General features: G+C 72.2%; 17 protein-coding genes and 1 pseudogene. 3 read left to right on the forward strand and 15 right to left on the reverse strand.

The window, feature by feature from the left end; genetic code table 11:
- Window positions 1-8: 8 nt before the first annotated feature.
- Together BRM1_RS11545 and BRM1_RS11550 are read right to left on the reverse strand one after the other, a co-directional pair.
- A complete protein-coding gene (locus BRM1_RS11545) occupies window positions 9-368 on the reverse strand; it encodes a hypothetical protein (protein WP_268526104.1) in 360 nt (119 codons plus the stop codon).
- A gap of 33 nt (window positions 369-401) precedes the next feature.
- Window positions 402-1,205, reverse strand: coding sequence for an ABC transporter permease (locus BRM1_RS11550; protein WP_268526106.1), 804 nt, complete (start codon window positions 1,203-1,205; stop codon window positions 402-404).
- Window positions 1,206-1,295: 90 nt separating this feature from the next.
- Between BRM1_RS11550 and BRM1_RS11555 the strand changes: the two genes are divergently transcribed.
- Window positions 1,296-1,892 (forward strand): TetR/AcrR family transcriptional regulator, encoded by a 597-nt coding sequence (locus tag BRM1_RS11555; protein WP_160952243.1) that lies wholly within the window; start codon window positions 1,296-1,298, stop codon window positions 1,890-1,892.
- Between the two features lie 6 nt (window positions 1,893-1,898).
- Here the strand turns inward: BRM1_RS11555 and purL are convergent, their stop codons facing one another.
- The 3 genes from purL to BRM1_RS11570 are packed head-to-tail and all read right to left on the reverse strand — an operon-like array spanning window position 1,899 to window position 6,361.
- Window positions 1,899-4,229 (reverse strand): phosphoribosylformylglycinamidine synthase subunit PurL, encoded by a 2,331-nt coding sequence (gene purL, locus BRM1_RS11560; protein ID WP_268526107.1) that lies wholly within the window; start codon window positions 4,227-4,229, stop codon window positions 1,899-1,901.
- A 52-nt stretch (window positions 4,230-4,281) separates the two neighbouring features.
- A complete protein-coding gene (bioB, locus tag BRM1_RS11565) occupies window positions 4,282-5,526 on the reverse strand; it encodes a biotin synthase BioB (protein WP_160952245.1) in 1,245 nt (414 codons plus the stop codon).
- Between the two features lie 55 nt (window positions 5,527-5,581).
- On the reverse strand, window positions 5,582-6,361 hold the full coding sequence (locus BRM1_RS11570) for a thioesterase family protein (RefSeq protein WP_160952246.1): 780 nt from the start codon (window positions 6,359-6,361) through the stop codon (window positions 5,582-5,584).
- Between the two features lie 42 nt (window positions 6,362-6,403).
- Between BRM1_RS11570 and trhO the strand changes: the two genes are divergently transcribed.
- Complete coding sequence (trhO, locus tag BRM1_RS11575; protein WP_268526110.1) at window positions 6,404-7,357, forward strand: oxygen-dependent tRNA uridine(34) hydroxylase TrhO; 954 nt, start codon at window positions 6,404-6,406, stop codon at window positions 7,355-7,357.
- Window positions 7,354-7,806, forward strand: a complete 453-nt coding sequence (locus tag BRM1_RS11580; RefSeq protein WP_268526112.1) for a hypothetical protein — start codon at window positions 7,354-7,356, stop codon at window positions 7,804-7,806. Before trhO ends, BRM1_RS11580 begins: the two co-directional genes overlap by 4 nt.
- 18 nt (window positions 7,807-7,824) lie before the next feature.
- On the opposite strand, the gene BRM1_RS11585 is transcribed toward BRM1_RS11580, so the two are convergent.
- The 10 genes and pseudogenes from BRM1_RS11585 to BRM1_RS11630 form a co-directional block, all read right to left on the reverse strand.
- Window positions 7,825-9,282, reverse strand: a complete 1,458-nt coding sequence (locus BRM1_RS11585; RefSeq protein WP_268526114.1) for a DUF6882 domain-containing protein — start codon at window positions 9,280-9,282, stop codon at window positions 7,825-7,827.
- A 20-nt stretch (window positions 9,283-9,302) separates the two neighbouring features.
- The gene (gene ddaH, locus BRM1_RS11590) at window positions 9,303-10,079 is read right to left on the reverse strand and encodes a dimethylargininase (RefSeq protein WP_268526116.1); all 777 of its coding nucleotides are present in this window, start codon (window positions 10,077-10,079) and stop codon (window positions 9,303-9,305) included.
- Window positions 10,080-10,143: 64 nt separating this feature from the next.
- Window positions 10,144-10,884, reverse strand: a complete 741-nt coding sequence (purQ, locus tag BRM1_RS11595) for a phosphoribosylformylglycinamidine synthase subunit PurQ (protein ID WP_160952281.1) — start codon at window positions 10,882-10,884, stop codon at window positions 10,144-10,146.
- A gap of 164 nt (window positions 10,885-11,048) precedes the next feature.
- Window positions 11,049-11,282, reverse strand: a pseudogene (gene purS, locus BRM1_RS11600) (phosphoribosylformylglycinamidine synthase subunit PurS); the annotation flags it as partial.
- Between the two features lie 93 nt (window positions 11,283-11,375).
- Window positions 11,376-11,864 (reverse strand): pyrimidine dimer DNA glycosylase/endonuclease V, encoded by a 489-nt coding sequence (locus tag BRM1_RS11605; protein ID WP_160952252.1) that lies wholly within the window; start codon window positions 11,862-11,864, stop codon window positions 11,376-11,378.
- 23 nt (window positions 11,865-11,887) lie between these two features.
- Complete coding sequence (locus tag BRM1_RS11610; RefSeq protein ID WP_268529840.1) at window positions 11,888-13,282, reverse strand: NAD(P)/FAD-dependent oxidoreductase; 1,395 nt, start codon at window positions 13,280-13,282, stop codon at window positions 11,888-11,890.
- Between the two features lie 52 nt (window positions 13,283-13,334).
- Window positions 13,335-14,195, reverse strand: coding sequence for an ABC transporter permease (locus BRM1_RS11615; RefSeq protein ID WP_160952253.1), 861 nt, complete (start codon window positions 14,193-14,195; stop codon window positions 13,335-13,337).
- A gap of 1 nt (window position 14,196) precedes the next feature.
- Window positions 14,197-15,096: an ABC transporter permease gene (locus BRM1_RS11620; protein ID WP_160952254.1), complete on the reverse strand. Its 900-nt coding sequence runs from the start codon at window positions 15,094-15,096 to the stop codon at window positions 14,197-14,199.
- Window positions 15,093-16,262: a polyamine ABC transporter substrate-binding protein gene (locus tag BRM1_RS11625; RefSeq protein WP_268526120.1), complete on the reverse strand. Its 1,170-nt coding sequence runs from the start codon at window positions 16,260-16,262 to the stop codon at window positions 15,093-15,095. Before BRM1_RS11625 ends, BRM1_RS11620 begins: the two co-directional genes overlap by 4 nt.
- Window positions 16,255-17,376: an ABC transporter ATP-binding protein gene (locus BRM1_RS11630; protein ID WP_160952255.1), complete on the reverse strand. Its 1,122-nt coding sequence runs from the start codon at window positions 17,374-17,376 to the stop codon at window positions 16,255-16,257. Before BRM1_RS11630 ends, BRM1_RS11625 begins: the two co-directional genes overlap by 8 nt.
- Window positions 17,377-17,396 lie beyond the last annotated feature (20 nt).

Below are 17,396 nucleotides of genomic sequence, written 5' to 3' on the forward strand. Positions count from 1 at the left end.
CCGGCCCCTTAGTGCCGGCCGCGGTGGGCGCCGCGCTCCTTGGCCTTGGCGATCAGGTGCCCCACGACGATGAGCACGAGGCCTGCCAGCGTCCATGCGATGAGCGTCCACCAGGCCTGGCCGAGCGGTGCGTCGGGGAAGTAGGACACGTCGCGCAGCAGGGTGCCCGCTGCGCCGGGGACGAAGTACTGCCCGATCTCACCCCAGTGCCAGGCGAGGAACTCCTTGGGCTGGGACAGCGAGGAGATGGGATTGCCCACGAACATCGTGAGCAGGGCGCCCAGCGCGATGCCCGCCGGGCCGATGAGCGAGACGAAGCCGTTGACGATCGCAGCCGTGGAGGCGATCGCGAGGCCGGCGGCGAGCATGTTGAGTCCGAAGGAGCCCTGGAGGATGCCGAACTACCCCTGGAGGATGCCTGCGAGCGCGAGGCCGCCCACGGCGCCGTAGGCGATGACGGCCACGACGCGCATCCGGCGGCTGTGGACCAGGGTGCTGATGAGCACGCCGCCCACGATGCCGCCGATCGTCAGCGGCAGGCCGGCGATCGCCAGGCCGGAGCCGTTCGGATCGTTGTCGTTGAGCGGCACGATGTCCGTCACCGTGATGTTCGGGACCTCCTGCTTGGCCGCCGACTTCGACGTGGAGGACTTCGAATCCGAGGACTGTGAGGACGAGGACTGCGAGCCCTGCCCGGCGCCCGACTGCCCGGCGCCCGACTGGGCGGACTGCATGGCCTTCTGCATCTTGCCCAGGGCCGACTGCATGCCCTCCAGGGCCTGTGCGTCGATCTTCAGCTGCATCTGCGTGCCCATGGTCTTCAGCTGCTGGGCGACGGCCGGCGAGCCCGCGCTGGCGGTGAGGATCTCCGGGCTGTCCCCGCTTATGATGACCGCGCCGTAGACGTCGCGGTGGCGGATCTGGTCGACCGCGGCGGCGCGGCTGTCGGCCTCGCGGACGTCGAGGAGTCCGTCGGGGGCGCTGTCCTCGAGCTGGTCGATCTGCTTCTGCGATCCCACGACGGCGACCGGGAGGTTCTTCGCCTCTGCGGTGACCGTCGGCCAGCTGAAGGCGAGCAGGACGAGGCTGACGATCGCGGCGGCGACGACGGCGATGCCGATGGCGCGCAGCCACATGACGGGGTGCAGGCGCGAGGTTGCGGGCACGTCGTGCGAGGCGGTGGAGCCGGCGGGGATTTCGGGCATGGGGGAGACCCCCGATTGAAAACGAATACTCGTTCATTGTTATGATGGGGTCGTTCCGTGTCAAGAATGAGCGTTCGTATGGGAGGCAGAGTGCCGAAGGTCACAGAGGAGCACCGGGCGGCGATGCGGCGGCGCATCCAGGACGCCGCGCTCGCCTGCATTGCGCGCAGCGGCTTCGCCGGGGCCTCGATGTCCGACATCGTCAAGGAGGCGGGGCTGTCCGCCGGGGCCGTGTACGTCTACTACTCGGGCAAGGGCGAGCTCGCCGTCGATGCGGGGCGGCGCGTCATGGAGGGGCGGCTGCGCGAGCTCGTGGAGATGAGCGAGGCGGCGGATCCGGAGCCCCCCGCGGTGGTCATCCCCCGCCTCGTCGCGCGGATCCTCGGGGAGGACGAGACGGCCGGCCTGGCGCTCCAGGTGTGGGGCGAGGCGGCCTACGACCCGGAATTCGCCGGGCTCGCCCGGGAGATCTTCGCGGAGATCAGCGCGCGCTTCGAGGACTACCTGCGCGCGTGGTTCGCCCGCGGTGCGGGGCTGGGCGAGGAGGCCGCGGCCGCACGGGCCGTCGTGCTGGCCCCCGCCGTCATGGCGCTCATGCAGGGGTGCCTCGTGCAGACCACGATCCTGGGCGGCACTGCGGCCGCCCGCTGCCGCGCGTCGATCGCGGCCCTGCTCGACGGGCTCTGAGCGGGCTCAGCCGAAGTGGCGCGGCAGCGTCGCGGCGTGGACCTCGCGCAGCCGGGCGACGGGCAGTGCGAAGCTGCCCGTGACGTCGAGCACCGGCTCGGACTCGCCCGCGTCGGTCATGCCGATGCGCTGGTGGGCGAAGCCGCGGGCGGTGCACATATCGGTGAAGCGGATCTCCTCCGAGCGCGGCACCGCGACGATCGCCCTGGCGCTGGACTCGGAGAACAGGGCGGTGAACGCGTCGATGCCGTCGCGCTCGCACAGCTCGTCGAGCCACACCCGCGCACCCGTGCCGAAGCGCATGCACGCCTCGGCAAGCGCGATCGCCAGGCCGCCCTCGGACAGGTCGTGGGCGGCATCGACCATCCCGTCGCGCGAGGCGTTGATGAGGATGTCCGCCAGTGTCGCCTCGGCCTCGGGGTCGAAGCGCGGGGGCACACCGCCCAGGTGGTCGTGGACCACCCCGGCCCAGGCGGAGCCGTCGACCTCCGCGCGGGTGGTGCCGAGCAGGTAGATCGTCAGCCCGGACTCGCGCCAGCCCGACGGGGTGCGGCGGGCGACGTCGTCGAGCACGCCCAGCACCCCCACCACCGGTGTCGGGTGGATGGCCACCCCGCCGGTCTGGTTGTACAGCGAGACGTTGCCGCCGGTCACGGGCACGCCCAGGTCCTGGCAGCCGCGTGCCAGGCCCTCGACGGCCTGCGCGAACTGCCACATGATCTCCGGGTCCTCCGGCGAGCCGAAGTTCAGGCAGTCGGTGACGGCCAGCGGCCGCGCCCCGGTCGCGGCGACGTTGCGGTAGGCCTCGGCGAGCGCGAGCTGCGCACCGCGGGCGGGGTCGAGGTAGCCGTAGCGGCCGTTGGCGTCGGTGGAGATCGCGATGCCCAGCCCCGTGGCCTCGTCGATGCGGATGACCCCGGCGTCATCCGGGAAGGCCAGGGCGGTGTTGCCCTGCACGTAGCGGTCGTACTGGTTCGTCACCCACTCCTTCGACGCGAGGTTGGGCGAGCCGAGCAGCGTCAGGAGGGTCTCCCCGAGCGCTGGCCCGTCCTCCGGGCGGGCCAGGCCGGCTGCTGCCACGGTGTCCGCGGCCACGGCCTCCGTCCAGGACGGGCGCTCGAAGGGCCGCTCGTAGACGGGGCCGCTGACCGCGACCGTCTCCGGTGGCACGTCGACGATGACGTCGCCGTGCCAGTCGATGATGAGCCGGCCGGTGTCCGTGACCTCGCCCAGCACGCTAGTCTCGACCTCCCAGCGCTGCGTGATCGCGAGGAACTCCGCGAGCTTGTCGGGGCGCACGACCGCCATCATCCGCTCCTGTGACTCACTCATGAGGATCTCCTCCGGCGTGAGCGTGGGGTCGCGCAGCAGCACGTCGTCGAGCGCGATGCGCATGCCGCCGTCGCCGTTGGCGGCGAGCTCCGAGGTGGCGCAGGAGATGCCGGCCGCCCCGAGGTCCTGGATGCCCTCGACCGCATCCGCGGCGAAGAGCTCGAGGCAGCACTCGATGAGCACCTTCTCCGCGAACGGGTCGCCCACCTGGACGGCGGGCCGCTTGGCCGGCTTCGTGTCGTCGAAGGACTCCGAGGCGAGGATCGAGGCGCCGCCGATCCCGTCGCCGCCCGTGCGCGCGCCGAACAGCACGACCTTGTTGCCGGCGCCCTTCGCGTTGGCCAGGCGGATGTCCTCGTGGCGCATGACGCCCACGGCCAGCGCGTTGACGAGCGGGTTGCCCTGGTAGACCGCATCGAAGACGACCTCGCCGCCGATGTTGGGCAGGCCCAGGCAGTTGCCGTAGCCGCCCACGCCCGCCACGACGCCGTGGACGACGCGGGCGGTGTCCGGGCTGTCGATCGCCCCGAAGCGCAGCTGGTCCATGACGGCCACGGGCCGGGCGCCCATCGAGATGATGTCGCGCACGATGCCGCCCACGCCGGTCGCGGCGCCCTGATAGGGCTCGACGTAGGAGGGGTGGTTGTGCGATTCGACCTTGAACGTCACCGCCCAGCCGCCGCCGATGTCGACGACGCCGGCGTTCTCGCCCATGCCCACGAGCAGGTTCTCCGTCATCTCCGGCGTGACGAAGTCGCCGAACTTGCGCAGGTGGACCTTCGAGGACTTGTACGAGCAGTGCTCGGACCACATGACGGAGTACATCGCGAGCTCTGCCGAGGTGGGCCGCCGGCCCAGGATCTCCTTGATCCGGGCGTACTCATCGGCCTTGAGGCCCAGCTCCGCGTAGGGCTGCTCGACGTCCGGGTGGGCCGCCGCGTACTCGACGGTCTCCTTGACCTGCTTGTCGTCGGCGGGCGGGGCGGCGGGCTGGGGGCTCGTCATGGGAGGCGGCGTCCTTTCTCGAACTGATCCGCGCTCAGTCTAGCCGCGCCGCTCAGGCGTTGGGTGCGGCGCTCGTCCCCGCTCCCCGGCGCCGGATCGCCGGCAGCTCGATGCGCCCGCTCGTCGTGGGGCGGGCCGCCGCGCCCGCTCCGTGGTCCCCGCCCGCACCGCAGCACGGGGACCCGGCGGCGCCCGCCGGCGCGGGGATGTCCGCGCTGAGGGGCGCCTCGGCGGCCGTGCCGGGGCCGTGCACTGGGTCAGTGCCGGGCTCCGCGCCGACGCCGGGCTCGGGGCCGTCCGGCAGCGCGGCGAGGAGCGCCTGGGCGTCCTGGCCGAGGATCTCGAAGCCGCCGTCGACGATCATCTCGATGTCCGCGCGCGCGGCCTGGCCCTCGCTCGTGAGGTAGTCGCCCAGGAACAGGGAGTTGACGACGTGGAGGGCCAGCGGCTGGAGCGTGCGCAGGTGCATCTCGCGCCCGCCGGCCATGCGCAGCTCGCGGTCGGGGCACATGAGGCGCACGACCGCGAGGATCCGCAGGCTGCGGCGCGGGTCGAGGTCGCGGATGTGCCCGAGCGGGGTGCCCTCGAACGGGATGAGGAAGTTCACGGGGATCGAGTCGGAGCCGATCTCGCGCAGCGCCTCGACGGCCTCGACGAGCTGCTCGTCCGTCTCGCCCATGCCCACGATGAGGCCGGAGCAGGGGGACAGGCCGGCGTCGCGGGCGCGGGCCACCGTGTCCGCCCGGTCGGCGTACGTGTGGGTCGAGCAGATGTCCTCATAGCGCGACTCGGCGGTGTTGAGGTTGTGGTTGTAGGCGTCGACGCCCGCCTTGCGCAGGGCATCGGCCTGCCCGTCCTTGAGGAAGCCCAGGCAGGCGCACACCTCGACGCCGGGGTGGGCCTCCTTGAGCCGCTCGGTGAAGCCGGCCACGCGCCCGATGTCGCGGTGGGAGGGCCCGCGCCCCGAGGCGACGAGGCACACCCGGGAGGCGCCGCCGCCGATTCCGGCCCCGGCCTGCCCGACGACCTCGTCGGGCTTGAGCCACGAGTACTTGAGGATGTCCGTCGTGGAGCCCAGGCGCTGGGAGCAGTAGCCGCAGTCCTCGGGGCACAGTCCGGACTTGAGGTTAATGAGGTAGTTGACCTTCACGAGGTTGGCGAAGAAGCGGCGGCGCACGCGCCCCGCCGCGGCCACGAGGTCGAGGAGCTGGTGGTCCGGGGTGCGCAGGAGTGCGAGGGCGGCCTCGCGGGGCAAGGGGCGGCCGGCAATGGCGTCATCGGCAAAGGCACTGAACATCGTTCAAGTATTGAACACTGTTCAGGGCGGTGCAAGTCGGGCGCGCCGACCCGGCTCACCCGGCCAGCGGCCGCACCGTCAGGCACTGCTCGAGCGCCCCCACCGGGCCCTGCTCGTCGTGCAGGACGGTGTGCGTGAGCCCCAGGCCCGTGGGGCCGAAGGACACCGAGGTGTCATAGCCGAGCCACCCCTCGCCCGGGGTGCGGAACAGGTGGGCGGTGAGGTCGACGTTGGGGAACATCACCCGCGCCGGATCCGCGCGCACCGTGAGCCCGTTGGCGCCGTCGAAGAGCGCCGCGGCCTGGGCGAGCCGGGTGGCCTCGGCGTCGTCGACGAGGCCCACGTCCGTGCGCAGCCACGTCATCGCCCGCCCGGGCTCGCGCTGCGCGCGCCGGGACCGCGTCGAGGCGATGAAGCCCCCGGGCCAGACCTCGCTGCCCGACCACTCCGGCAGCTCGTCCGGCCCCGGAACCTCCGGCAGCGGGCTCGCGGCCAGCGCCGCGGTGTCCCCGGCCTGCATGAGCCACATCCGGGCGATGACGATCGTCCTGCCGCCGTAGAGCAGCTTGGCCTCGACGAGCTCGATCGTGCGCCCGGGGCGCAGCACCGAGAGCTGGTAGCTCATCGTGTCCATGGGCACCGTGCCGAGGATGTCGCAGGAGATCCGGCCGATCTGCAGGCCGTCGGAGCGCCGCGAGTCGCGATCGCTCTCCACGAGGTGGACGAGGAGGCCGACGGCGGGGGAGATGTGCTGCTCGCGCGGGTCCCACGCCCCGGAGACGTGCTCGGTGGGGCGGTAGGCCGCGCGGCCCACGCGCTCGAAGTAGACGCTCATGGGCCCCCATCCTACGGAAGGCCCGCCTCTAGACTGGGGCGCATGTCGGTGCCGAAGATCGTCCTCTTCTACGCGTTCGCGCCGCTGCCGGACCCCGAGGCGGTGCGCCTGTGGCAGCGCGCGCTCGCCTCCTCGCTGGGGCTCGGCGGGCGCATCATCGTCGCCGCCCACGGCATCAACGCGACGGTGGGCGGCGACGTCGCCGCGGTCAAGGCCTACGTCAAGCAGACCCGGCAGTACCCGGCCTTCGCGGACGCGGACTACAAGCTCTCCGACGGCGCGGGGGACGACTTCCCGCGCCTGAGCGTGCGGGTCCGGCCCGAGCTCGTGACGTTCGGCGCCCCGGACGAGGTGCGCGTGGACGAGCACGGGGTGGTCGGCGGCGGCCGGCGCGTGGCGCCCGAGGACCTCGCGGGGCTGCTGGCCGAGCGGCCGGACGCCGTGATGTTCGACGGGCGCAACACGATGGAGGCACGGATCGGCCGCTTCCGCGGGGCGGTGGTCCCGCGGGCGGAGACGACGCGCGACCTGCTCGCCGAGCTCGACGCCGGGGCCTTCGACCACCTCAAGGACCGCCCGGTCATCACGTACTGCACCGGCGGGGTGCGCTGCGAGGTGCTCAGCGCGCTCATGCGCCGGCGCGGCTTCGCCGAGGTCTACCAGCTCGACGGCGGGATCGTGCGCTACGGCGAGGCGTTCGGCTCAGACGGCCTGTGGGACGGCTCGCTCTACGTCTTCGACCGCCGGATGCACGTGGAATTCGCCCCCGGCGCCCACTCCCTGGGGCGGTGCGGTGCGTGCGGGGAGCCCACCGCGGACTACGCCAACTGCTTCGATCCCGCCTGCCGCCGGATGTTCCTGCGCTGCCCCGCGTGCACCGCTGCCGGCCGCCTGCGGGAGTGCGGGCAGTGCACCGCCGCACCTCGTGCCGCCGCCCCGCTCGCACCCCGACCGCCCACCGCAGAACCGCTCACCGCCGAACGGAGCCCCTCATGAGCCCGGGAATCATCGCACTCTTCGTCGGCGCGGGGATCCTCTTCCTCGCGGCAATGGCGCTCGTCGTCGTCACGGTCACGAGGGCGATCGGCTACCACCGCGCCATCCGGGACCGCGAGGCGGCGCTGGCGGGAGCCCCGATCGGGGTGGGCCTCATCGAGGGCATCCACCGCACCCTGTGGACCTACGGCAGCGGCCCGCCCGGCGGCGGCGCGCCGCACCTCTACCGCTTCGACGGGCGGGTGGAGACGGAGGACGGGCGGCAGTTCACCAGCCGGGTGGAGCGGTACCTGTCCGTGCTCGAGCGCCGTGATTTCCAGGAGGGCACGCTGCGCCCCGTCCACTACGCCCCCGGCCGCGAGGAGGAGGCGGTCTTCGTCACCGACCCCGCCGCGGCCGCCGAGGCGCAGCGCGTGCTCGCCGTCGTGCAGGCCCGCCACCGGCGCTGAGCCGGAGGGTGGGCCGGCTCAGCGGCCGAACAGGCGGCGGAAGAAGCCCTTCTTCTCATCGGCGGCGGTGTCCTGCTTGGCCGCCGAGGGGGCATCGCCCTCGGCGCGCGCGCCGGCATCCGCCGTGGTCGAGTCGGCCACGACGTCCGCGTCGCGGTCCACGGCCGCCGCGTCACGGTCATCCTCGTGGGTCGCCGGCTCGGTGGGCTGGGCGCGCGGCTCGGGAGAGGGCTCGGGAACCGGGGCGGCTGCGGGCTCGGGCGTCGCCGCAGTTGCCGGCGCGGCCTCGGGTGCCGGGGCGTCGTCGTCGACGATGCCGTCATCGGAGAACACGAGCGGCTCGTCGTCGGCGTCCGCGGGGGCGGCGGCCTCGCCGGCCTCCGTCCGGGTGACCTCGACGGAGCCGTCCGAGGTGGGGATCTCGGTGAGCCCGGTGTCCGCGTCCTGGGCCGCGGCGGCGGGCTCGGCGGACTCGGCACGGGCGCCGGCATCGGCGGTCGTGGAGTCGGAGACGACGTCCGCGGCGCGCTCGACGGTGCGCTCATCGCGCTCATCGACCTGCGTCGCCGGCTCGACGGTGGGTGTGACGGCGGGCTCGACGACCACCTCGGGCTCGGAGCGCCTGTCCTCGGAGCTCACATCGTCGGGACGGGGCGGGTTCGTGCTCGCGGGATGGTCCACAGTGGACTCCTGGGGCTCGTGAGCGCTGGTCTCGCTCGGGTGGGCGGGGGCGGGCACCGTGGCGCCGGAGGCCCGCGCGAACTGGACCGCGGCCTCGCCCTCGAGGGGCTGGTGGACCTGGCAGTTCGTCAGGCGGTGCTTGTCGTCGAACGTGACGTCGGCGCTGCCGTCGGAGGCGAGGATGCGCAGCCCGCCGCCGGGCAGGTCCGCGAGCGGGAAGCCGCGCAGCCGGGCGTAGGAGCGCAGCGCGGCCTCGTGGTCGGAGACGTCCGTGAGCGTGAGGCCCGCCGCGATCGCCTTGACGATGGCGCGGATCTCCGGCTCGCCGGCCTCCATGCCGTCGCCGTCGACGAGCAGCCACACGGTGGTGGTGCCCACCGGCAGCGGGAAGTGGGTCCAGCGGCCCGTCACGGCCTTCGCCGCGAGCGTCAGGCGCAGCGCGTCCTCGTCCTTGGCGTCGAACTCCTCCGTGCCGAACTCGGCGACGCCCTCCTGGGCGCCGCGCGCCCGCACCTCGTGGGCGAGCTCCACCACCGGCAGCGGCCAGTCGTTCTCCTCGGACCAGCCCCACCGCCACGTGCCGTAGGCGGAATCGGCCGAGCCGATGAGGTGGGGGCGCAGCACGACCGGGTCCTCGGAGCCGAAGCGCAGCGCGGGCTGCTCGGAGAAGTCCGCATCCCAGTCGTCGGCGCGCTCGGCGATGCGCTGCTCGAAGCGCATCTGCGCGTCCGTGGACATGAAGACGGCGCGGTTGACCAGTTCCTGCAGGGAGTCGTCGCCAGGGGTGTTCGTCATGGCCTCAGCCTAGCCGCGGCTCACCGGACGCGCACCGACAGGCACGTGACGCAGCCCTCGAGCTTCTCGTACTCGCCCACGTCGACCTCGACGACGTCCCAGCCGCGCTCGCGCAGCAGGGCGGCCGACTCCGGGGCGTCTGCGGCCATGATGAGGGTGTCGCCGCTGAGCACGACGTGGGCGCCGGACTCCTCGGGCACGGGCAGGAACGACTCGAAGGCATCCGGGTCGTCGACGACGGGGGCGTAGCCGATGACCGTGCCGTCCGGCAGGGCGGTGACCGCGCTCTTGAGGTGGAGCGCCTTCGTCAGCGGCACCGTGACCACCCGGTAGCCGTGCGGCTCGACGAAGCCGGCGAGCTGGGCGATGCCCTCCGCGTTCGTCGTTCCCGACAGGCCCACGTAGACCGTGGAGCCCACCTTGAGCACGTCACCGCCGTCCAGGGTGCCCGGCGCGGCGATCCGGTCGTACGGGATCCCGAGCTCCTCGAGGACCTGCGCGACCGACCCGGTCTCCGGGTTGCGGGTGGGCTGCTTGGGGTTGGTCAGGACGGCGCGCTCGCCGAACATGACGACCGTGTCCTCGACGAAGACGGAGTCGGGCAGGTCATCGGCGACCGGGACCTCGACGATGCCCCAGCCGCGGGAGCGGAAGGCCTCGACGTAGGCCTCCCACTGGCGGCGCGCGGCCGCGAGGTCCACGGGCTCGCGCTCGCGGAACGTCACGATGCCATCGGCCAGGCTCGCTGCGGGCCGGCGGACCAGCAGGTACGGGAGCTGCGGGTGCGTGTTCTCCATGCCCTCAGCGTAGTCCCCGAGCGTAGTCCCCGGCGGCGCCGTGCGGCCCGTCCGCTGGGATCCCTCAGGCGCGGACGAGGGCGTCCAGCACCGAGGTGAAGAAGCCCTGGCCGTCGAGCCCCGTGCGGGTCCCGGCGTCCGTGTCCGGGCCGAACCCGGCTTCCACGGCGTGCTCGGGGTGGGGCATGAGGCCCACGACGTTGCCGCGCTCGTTGGCGATGCCGGCGATGTCGCGCTGCGAGCCGTTCGGATTCGCCCCCGCGTAGCGGACGACGACGCGGCCTGCGGCCTCGAGCTCGTCGAGGACGTGGGCCTCGGCCCGGTAGCCGCCCTCGCCGTTCTTCAGCGGGATGAGGATCTCCTCGCCCGGGGCGAAGGCGCTCGTCCAGGCCGTCTGCGCGTTCTCCACGCGCAGGCGCTGGTCGCGGCAGATGAAGTGCTGGTCCTCGTTGCGCACGAGCGCGCCGGGCAGCAGGTGGGCCTCGCAGAGGACCTGGAAGCCGTTGCAGATCCCCAGGACCGGCAGGCCGCCGCGCGCGGCGTCGATGACGGAGTCCATGATCGCCGCGAAGCGGGCGATGGCGCCGGCGCGCAGGTAGTCGCCGTAGGAGAAGCCACCGGGCAGGATGACGGCGTCGACGCCCTGCAGGTCCGCATCCCCGTGCCACAGGGGCACGGGCTGGGCGCCGGAGAGGGCGACGGCCCTGGCGGCATCGCGGTCGTCCAGGGTGCCGGGGAAGGTGACGACGCCGATCCGCGCGTCCGCCGCGCCGGGCGCCGGGGCGTCGCCGCGGGCCCGGCCGATGAGCGGGCCGCCGGCCGTGTAGGCGCTGCGGTCGCTCACTGCGCACCCGCCTGCGCGCCGTCGGCCTGGGCGGCGCCGCCGTGGGCCTGGGCCTCCGCGACGGCGTCCGAGGAGGCGCCCACGGGGGTGGCAGGGTGGTCGGGGGCGTCGTCGATCGACTCGGGGCGGATGGCCACGACGTCCTCGATGACGGGGTTGGACAGCAGCGCGGTCGCCGCCTGCTCGATCTGGGCGAGCACCTCGGGGGTGGCCTCCCCGTCGAACGTGAGCTCGAAGCGCTTGCCCTGGCGCACCTCGAACCCCTCGATGCCCAGGCGGTGCAGCCCGGACCCGATCGCCTTGCCCTGCGGATCGAGGATCTCCGGCTTCGGCATGACCTCGACGACGACGTGTCCCATGGTGCTCCTAGCTGAGAGGGGGCGGGCTGCGGATGAAGTCTATCAACGGCCCCGCGGGCCGTGCTGCGCTCGAGCGGTCAGGGGCACGGCCGCCTACTGCCGCTCCCACCCCTCGACCGGGCCGGGCACCGCGGTGAACAGCGGGTGGGGCGCTGCTGCGCCGAGGTGCGCGAGGTGGCCGGAGAACCACTCCGGGTCGCGCTCGGAGACCTTCGCGGCCAGCCGGTCCCGCTCGTAGTCGAGCTGGCCGCGGGTCACGGCCATGGCGCCCGCCCACGGCCCCAGGGCCGGGCCCGGCGCCACCGGGGCCGCGCCTGCCGGCGGGGGCACCGCGGCCGGCACCGCGATGCGCGCGGCGTCGAACGCGTAGCCGCGGGCATCGGCCTCCGCGCGAAGGCCCGTGAGGAAGGCGCCGACGGCCGCGACGGGATCCGCCTGTGCCCGGAAGCGCTCGAGCTGCGGGTGGCTGCGGTAGCCGCGCGTGAGCCCGCGCAGCACCTTCTGGGCGAGCAGCGCCTCGCGCCAGCAGGCGACGAGCCCGCGGCGGTCGAGCAGGCTGGGATCGAGCGACCAGAGTCTCATGGGCTCAAGAGTCTCACGTGCCCTCAGCTGTCGAAGCCCATGCCGATCGCGTCGAGGGCCTTGAGCAGGGGGCCGCGGCGGCCCTCGTTCTCATCGGCCTTGACCATGGCCGCGGTGGTGAGCTTGACGCCGGCCCAGGCGAGCGGCTCGGGCGGGAAGGGCAGCGGCATCTTCCTGACCATCTCGAGCTCCGTGAGCTCGGTCCGCCCGCCGGAGAGCAGGTTGAGCATGACGCGCCCGGCGAACCGCGAGGCCCCCACGCCCAGGCCGGTGAAGCCCGCCGCATAGGCGATCCGGCCGCCGTGGGCCGTGGCGAAGAACGGGAAGAAGCGCGAGCACGTGTCGATCGCCCCGCCCCACTTGTGGCTGAACCGCACGCCCTCGAGCTGCGGGAACATCTCGTAGAGCTGTCGGGCGAGCGTCTCGAACGTCTCCGCGCGCTGGTCGTAGCGCCAGGAGACCTGCTTGCCGTAGTGGTAGACGGCATCCCAGCCGCCGAACAGGATTCGGTTGTCCGCGGTCAGCCGGAAGTAGTGGAACCGGTTGGCGGTGTCCGCCAGCCCCTGGCGGCCGGACCAGCCGATGGCGGCCAGCTGCTCGGCGGTGAGCGGCTCGGTCATGATCGCGTAGTCGTAGACCGGCACGGTGTGCAGCCGCGTGCGCTTGAGCAGCGAGGGGAAGACGTTGGTCGCGAGCGCCACGCGCTCGGCGCGCAGCGTGCCCGCGTCGGTGTGCAGGTCGACGCCGCCGCCGGCGGCCCGGGAGCGGCGGTCCATGCGGCGCACGATCGAGTCCTCGTGCACCTCCACGCCCAGCTCGCGGATGACGCGCAGCAGCTCCCAGCACAGCTTGGCGGGGTGGATGAGCGCGTTGCCGCGCTGGTCCCACAGCCCGCCCAGGTACTGCGGCGAGTCGATCTGCGCGCGCAGCTCCTCTGCGTCGAGCCACACCTCGCCGGCCTCCGGGTCGTGGGCCGCGCGCAGCGCCTCGACCTGGTAGGGCTCGGTGGCGATGTTGATCTCGCCCGTGCGCTCGAACTCGCAGTCGAGCCCGTACCGGGCCACGGCCGCCTCGATGGCGTCGAGGTTCTCGAACCCCAGCTCCGTCAGGCGTGCGTTCTCCGCGGGCAGGTGGGACTCGCCGTTGTCCCACCCGTGGGTGAGGCTCGCGGAGCAGAAGCCGCCGTTGCGCCCGGAGGCGGCCCAGCCCACGCGCCCGCCCTCGAGGAGCACGACCCGCCGGTCCGGGTCCGCCTCCTTGGCCAGCAGCGCGGTCCACAGGCCCGTGAACCCGCCGCCCACGATCGCGAGCTCCGTGCTGTGCTCGCCGGACAGCGCGGGCAGCGCGGCGGGGCGAGCATCGGAATCGAGCCAGAAGGGGACGGTGGAGGCTCCGGCCAGGGCCGCGGAGACGTTCATGGGCATCGCTTTCTGCTGGGGCGGTTGGGGCTGTGAGGGGCTGTGGGGGTGCTCAGCTGCCGGCCATCGTCTTGATGATGGCCGTCGAGGACTCGCCGGACTTGCGCAGGACCAGGCCCACGACGCCGAGCGCCACGAGCGTGAGGACGAGCATGACGGTCGACATCGCCGCGACCTCGGGCCGCAGGGCCACGCGCACGGAGGAGAAGATGTAGACCGGCCAGGGGGTGTAGCCCGGCTGCTGGACGAAGCTCGAGAGGATCGTGTTGTCCAGGCTCAGCGTGAACGACATGAGGCCGCCGGCCAGCACGCCCGGCGCCGCGAGCGGCAGGGTGATGTCCTTGAACGCGTGCCACGGGCTGGCGCCCAGGTCCGCGGCCGCCTCCTCGAGCGAGCGGTCGATGCCGGCCATCCGGGCGCGGATGATGAACGTGACGACGGCGACGGAGAACATCGCGTGGGACACGATGAGCCGGACCAGGCCGTTGTTGAACGGGCCGATCCCCGCGTCGACGCCCAGGGTGACGAACCAGGGCAGGAACGCGATGCCGTCGACGATCTCCGGGGTCACAAGCGTGAGCGCGAGGATGCCGGTGAGGCCGGCGGCCCACCAGGCGCCTCGGCGGGCCCTGGCCAGGGCGATGCCGCCCAGGGTGCCGAGCACGGTGGCCAGGAGCGCGGAGCCCACGGCCGCCTGGAGGCTCGTGATGACGGAGGAGACGATGATGTCGTTGTTGATCGCGTTGACGTAGGCGTTGAAGCCGAAGCCCTTCCACGCCGCCAGCACGCGCCCGGAGTTGAACGAGTAGACGACGATGACCGCGATCGGGGTGAAGAGGAACGCGAAGACGAGGACGCCCCAGAGCGTGAACAGCGCGTTCGTCGTGTTCGCGCGCTTCTTGCCGTAGGCCATGTCAGATCCCCTCGAGCTGGACGCGGGTGAGTCGGGCGGTGATGAGCCGGCCGAGCCACAGGACGGCGGCGGCGACCGCGACGACCGCGAGCGTGACGAGGATGAGGACCACCGCCATCGCGGCGCCCAGCGCCCAGTTCTGCGCGGTGTTGAACTGGTTGGCGATGATCTGGCCGATCATCGAGCCGTTCGCACCGCCCAGCACGGTCGCCGTGACGTAGTCGCCGGTCAGGGGGATGAAAACGAGGAGGCAGCCACTGGCCACCCCGGGCATTGCCAGGGGCATCGTGATGCGGAAGAACGTGGACAGCCGCCCGGCGCCCAGGTCGTAGCTCGCCTCGCGCAGCGCCTGGCCGGCGGAGTCCATCGCCACGAACAGCGGCAGGATCATGAGCGGCAGGTAGTTGTAGACCACGCCGATCTGCACGGCGGCGCGCGTGTAGAGGATGTTGAGCGGGCCGGAGAGGAGGCCCAGCTGCTGCAGCCCGTCGGACAGGAAGCCGTCCGGGGAGAGGATGATCTGCCAGCCCAGGGTCCGGACGAGGAAGTTCGTCCAGAAGGGCACCATGACGATCGCCAGGAGCACCCCGCGCCGGTTCGCCGGGACCTTGACGGCCAGCCAGTAGGCGAACGGGACGCTGATGAGCAGGCAGAGGATCGTGCCGAGCACGGAGATGCGCAGGGTCGCCGCGAACGTGGCGAGGAACGAGCCGGTCATCGACTCCGCGTAGCGCTCGAGGCTCAGGCGGTCCGTGGCCACCGTGGTGAATTCGTCCGGCTTGTACCCGAAGCTGTAGAACAGCACGAGGGCCACCGGGACGACGAAGAAGAAGACCGCATAGGCCCACGTGGGGAACGCGAGCGCCCCCGGGCCCAGGATCTTCGCTGCAAACCGCCTCATGCTCCGCTCCTTGCCTGTGCTGCCGTGAGGATGTCGACGCGCCGCTGCTGGCCGGAGTTGAGCTCCGAGGCCGTCAGGCGATCGAGAATTTCCTGCGCTGGGAAGATGAGCTCCGGATAGTCGAACTCGTCCTCGACCTTCTTGTCCGTCAGCGACTTCGAGCCTGTCGGGTAGCCGATGTAATCGACCTCCTTGAGCGCCTGGTCCGGAGCGATAATCCAGTTGATGAAGGCGTGCGCGGCATCCGGATGCGGTGCACCCGTGGCGATGGCCCAGTTGTCCATCCACAGGTTGGCCGACGGCTTCGCGAAGACGAACTTCCAGCGGTCGGGATCGTCGGATTCCATGATCCCCTGGCGAGCGTCGCCGTTGTAGGCCTGCATGAGAGTGAAGCCGCCCTGTGCCATGGCCGTGCTGGCAGATCCGACGTAGGCCTTCACATGAGGAGCCAACTCGTCGACGACGATCTTCTCGGCAGCGTCGAGCTCCGAGGTCTTCGTGGAATTCAGGTTGTAGCCGTGCGCCCCGAGGCCGATTCCCGAGGCTTCCCACGGGTCTTCGAGCACGGCGACCTTCCCCGAGGCCTTGCCGGTGGCCATCGTGACGAAGTCCTTCCAGGTCTCGAGGTCATCATTGATGGCCTGCGTGTCGTAGACGAAGCCCGTCGTCCCCCAGTTCTTGCACACCGAGTACGTGTTTTCAGGGTCGAATGGCTGTTTGAGGAAGTTCGGGTCCATCGTCGACAGATTGGGCAGCAGCTTCTTGTCGAGGGGCTGCAGCAGCTTGTGGTGGGCCATCTGCGGAATCACCAGCCCAGTCGGCACCACGATGTCGTAACCGGACGTCCCCCGTGTCGCAGAGAGCTTTGAGATCAGCTCCTCGTTCGAGCCGAACGAGTCCACCTGGACGATGACGTCGAAGTCCTTGCGGAACTTCTTGAGCAGCGCCGGGTCGTCGTAGTCGCCCCACGTGTAGATGTTGAGCTTGTCCTCGAGCTCGCCGTCGGGGGCGATGTTCGCCGCGACCCTGTCGCTGCGCCCGCAGCCGGTGACGACGAGGCCCGCCCCCGCCGCGGCGAGGCCCGCGAGCACCGAGCGCCGGCTCAGGCGCGCGGCGGCCTGCCGGGTGCCGAGGATGCGCACATCCGCGCCGGGCGCCTCACTCATCGCCGAACACCTGCACGGCCTCGGGCGCCCAGCTCAGCGCGACCGCGTCGCCCTCGTGCACCTCGGGCGCGGCGACTGCGGGCACGCGGGCGAGGACCTCGCGGTCGCCCACCCGCACGAGGTACTGGACGACATCGCCCAGGAACGACTCGCCCACGACGGTGCCGGCCACCGCGTTGCGCGTCCCTCCGGCGGGAGCACCCGGGGCCACGGCGACCACCTCGGGCCGGATGGCGGCCTGGACGGTGATGCCGTGGGCGAAGTCGCGGGCGGCGGCCACCGGGACCTCGAGGTCCGCGGTCTCGCCGTGGAGGACCGTGGTGTCCCCGTCCGTGTTGCCCACGGTCGCCGCGACGAAGTTCTGCTTGCCGATGAAGCCCGCGACGAAGGCGTTCGCGGGCGCCTGGTAGATCTCCTCGGCCTCTCCGATCTGCTGGACGACGCCGTCGTTCATGACGACGATCCGGTCGCTCATCGCCAGCGCCTCCTCCTGGTCGTGGGTGACGAAGACGAACGTCAGCCCGATGTCCGTGTGGAGGCGGATGAGCTCGAGCTGCATCTCCTCGCGCAGCTTGCGGTCGAGGGCGGACATGGGCTCGTCGAGCAGGAGCACGCGCGGGCGGTTGACGAGGGCGCGGGCGAGCGCGGCGCGCTGGCGCTGGCCGCCGGAGAGCATGTCCGGCCTGCGCTCGGCGAAGCCCTCCATGCGCACGAGCCGCAGCGCCTCGGACACCCGGGGGCCGATGTCCTTCTTCGCCACCTTCGCCCGCTTGAGGCCGTAGGCGACGTTCTCCGCGACGCTCATGTGCGGGAAGAGGGCGTAGGACTGGAAGACGGTGTTGACCGGCCGCTTGTACGGCGGCAGCATCGCGATGTCCTCGCCGTCGAGCTCGATCGCACCGGATGTGGGCTCCTCGAAGCCGGCGATCATGCGCAGCAGCGTCGTCTTGCCGCAGCCCGAGGGGCCGAGCAGGGAGAGGAACTCGCCGGCGCGCACCTCGAGGTCGAGGCGCTTGATGGCGGTGTGCTCGCCGTAGTCCTTGCGGATCTCGCGGATCGTCAGCCGCCCGCCCGTGGTGGCGGGGCTCGCGGCCTGCTGGGAGGTCGTCGTCATGGCGCTTCCTTACGTCTGCT

Source organism: Brevibacterium sp. BRM-1 (assembly GCF_026802075.1).
Classification (GTDB): domain Bacteria; phylum Actinomycetota; class Actinomycetes; order Actinomycetales; family Brevibacteriaceae; genus Brevibacterium; species Brevibacterium rongguiense.

Coding starts and splice junctions, on each gene's coding strand:
- BRM1_RS11605 (WP_160952252.1), bottom strand. CDS start 11,864: ATGAGACTCTGGTCGCTCGATCCCAGCCTGCTCGACCGCCGCGGGCTC.
- purL (WP_268526107.1), bottom strand. CDS start 4,229: ATGACGAGCCCCCAGCCCGCCGCCCCGCCCGCCGACGACAAGCAGGTC.
- BRM1_RS11610 (WP_268529840.1), bottom strand. CDS start 13,282: ATGAACGTCTCCGCGGCCCTGGCCGGAGCCTCCACCGTCCCCTTCTGG.
- BRM1_RS11570 (WP_160952246.1), bottom strand. CDS start 6,361: ATGAGCGTCTACTTCGAGCGCGTGGGCCGCGCGGCCTACCGCCCCACC.
- trhO (WP_268526110.1), top strand. CDS start 6,404: ATGTCGGTGCCGAAGATCGTCCTCTTCTACGCGTTCGCGCCGCTGCCG.
- BRM1_RS11585 (WP_268526114.1), bottom strand. CDS start 9,282: ATGACGAACACCCCTGGCGACGACTCCCTGCAGGAACTGGTCAACCGC.
- ddaH (WP_268526116.1), bottom strand. CDS start 10,079: ATGGAGAACACGCACCCGCAGCTCCCGTACCTGCTGGTCCGCCGGCCC.
- bioB (WP_160952245.1), bottom strand. CDS start 5,526: ATGTTCAGTGCCTTTGCCGATGACGCCATTGCCGGCCGCCCCTTGCCC.
- BRM1_RS11620 (WP_160952254.1), bottom strand. CDS start 15,096: ATGAGGCGGTTTGCAGCGAAGATCCTGGGCCCGGGGGCGCTCGCGTTC.
- BRM1_RS11630 (WP_160952255.1), bottom strand. CDS start 17,376: ATGACGACGACCTCCCAGCAGGCCGCGAGCCCCGCCACCACGGGCGGG.
- BRM1_RS11550 (WP_268526106.1), bottom strand. CDS start 1,205: ATGCCCGAAATCCCCGCCGGCTCCACCGCCTCGCACGACGTGCCCGCA.
- BRM1_RS11545 (WP_268526104.1), bottom strand. CDS start 368: ATGCTCGCCGCCGGCCTCGCGATCGCCTCCACGGCTGCGATCGTCAAC.
- BRM1_RS11625 (WP_268526120.1), bottom strand. CDS start 16,262: ATGAGTGAGGCGCCCGGCGCGGATGTGCGCATCCTCGGCACCCGGCAG.
- BRM1_RS11615 (WP_160952253.1), bottom strand. CDS start 14,195: ATGGCCTACGGCAAGAAGCGCGCGAACACGACGAACGCGCTGTTCACG.
- BRM1_RS11580 (WP_268526112.1), top strand. CDS start 7,354: ATGAGCCCGGGAATCATCGCACTCTTCGTCGGCGCGGGGATCCTCTTC.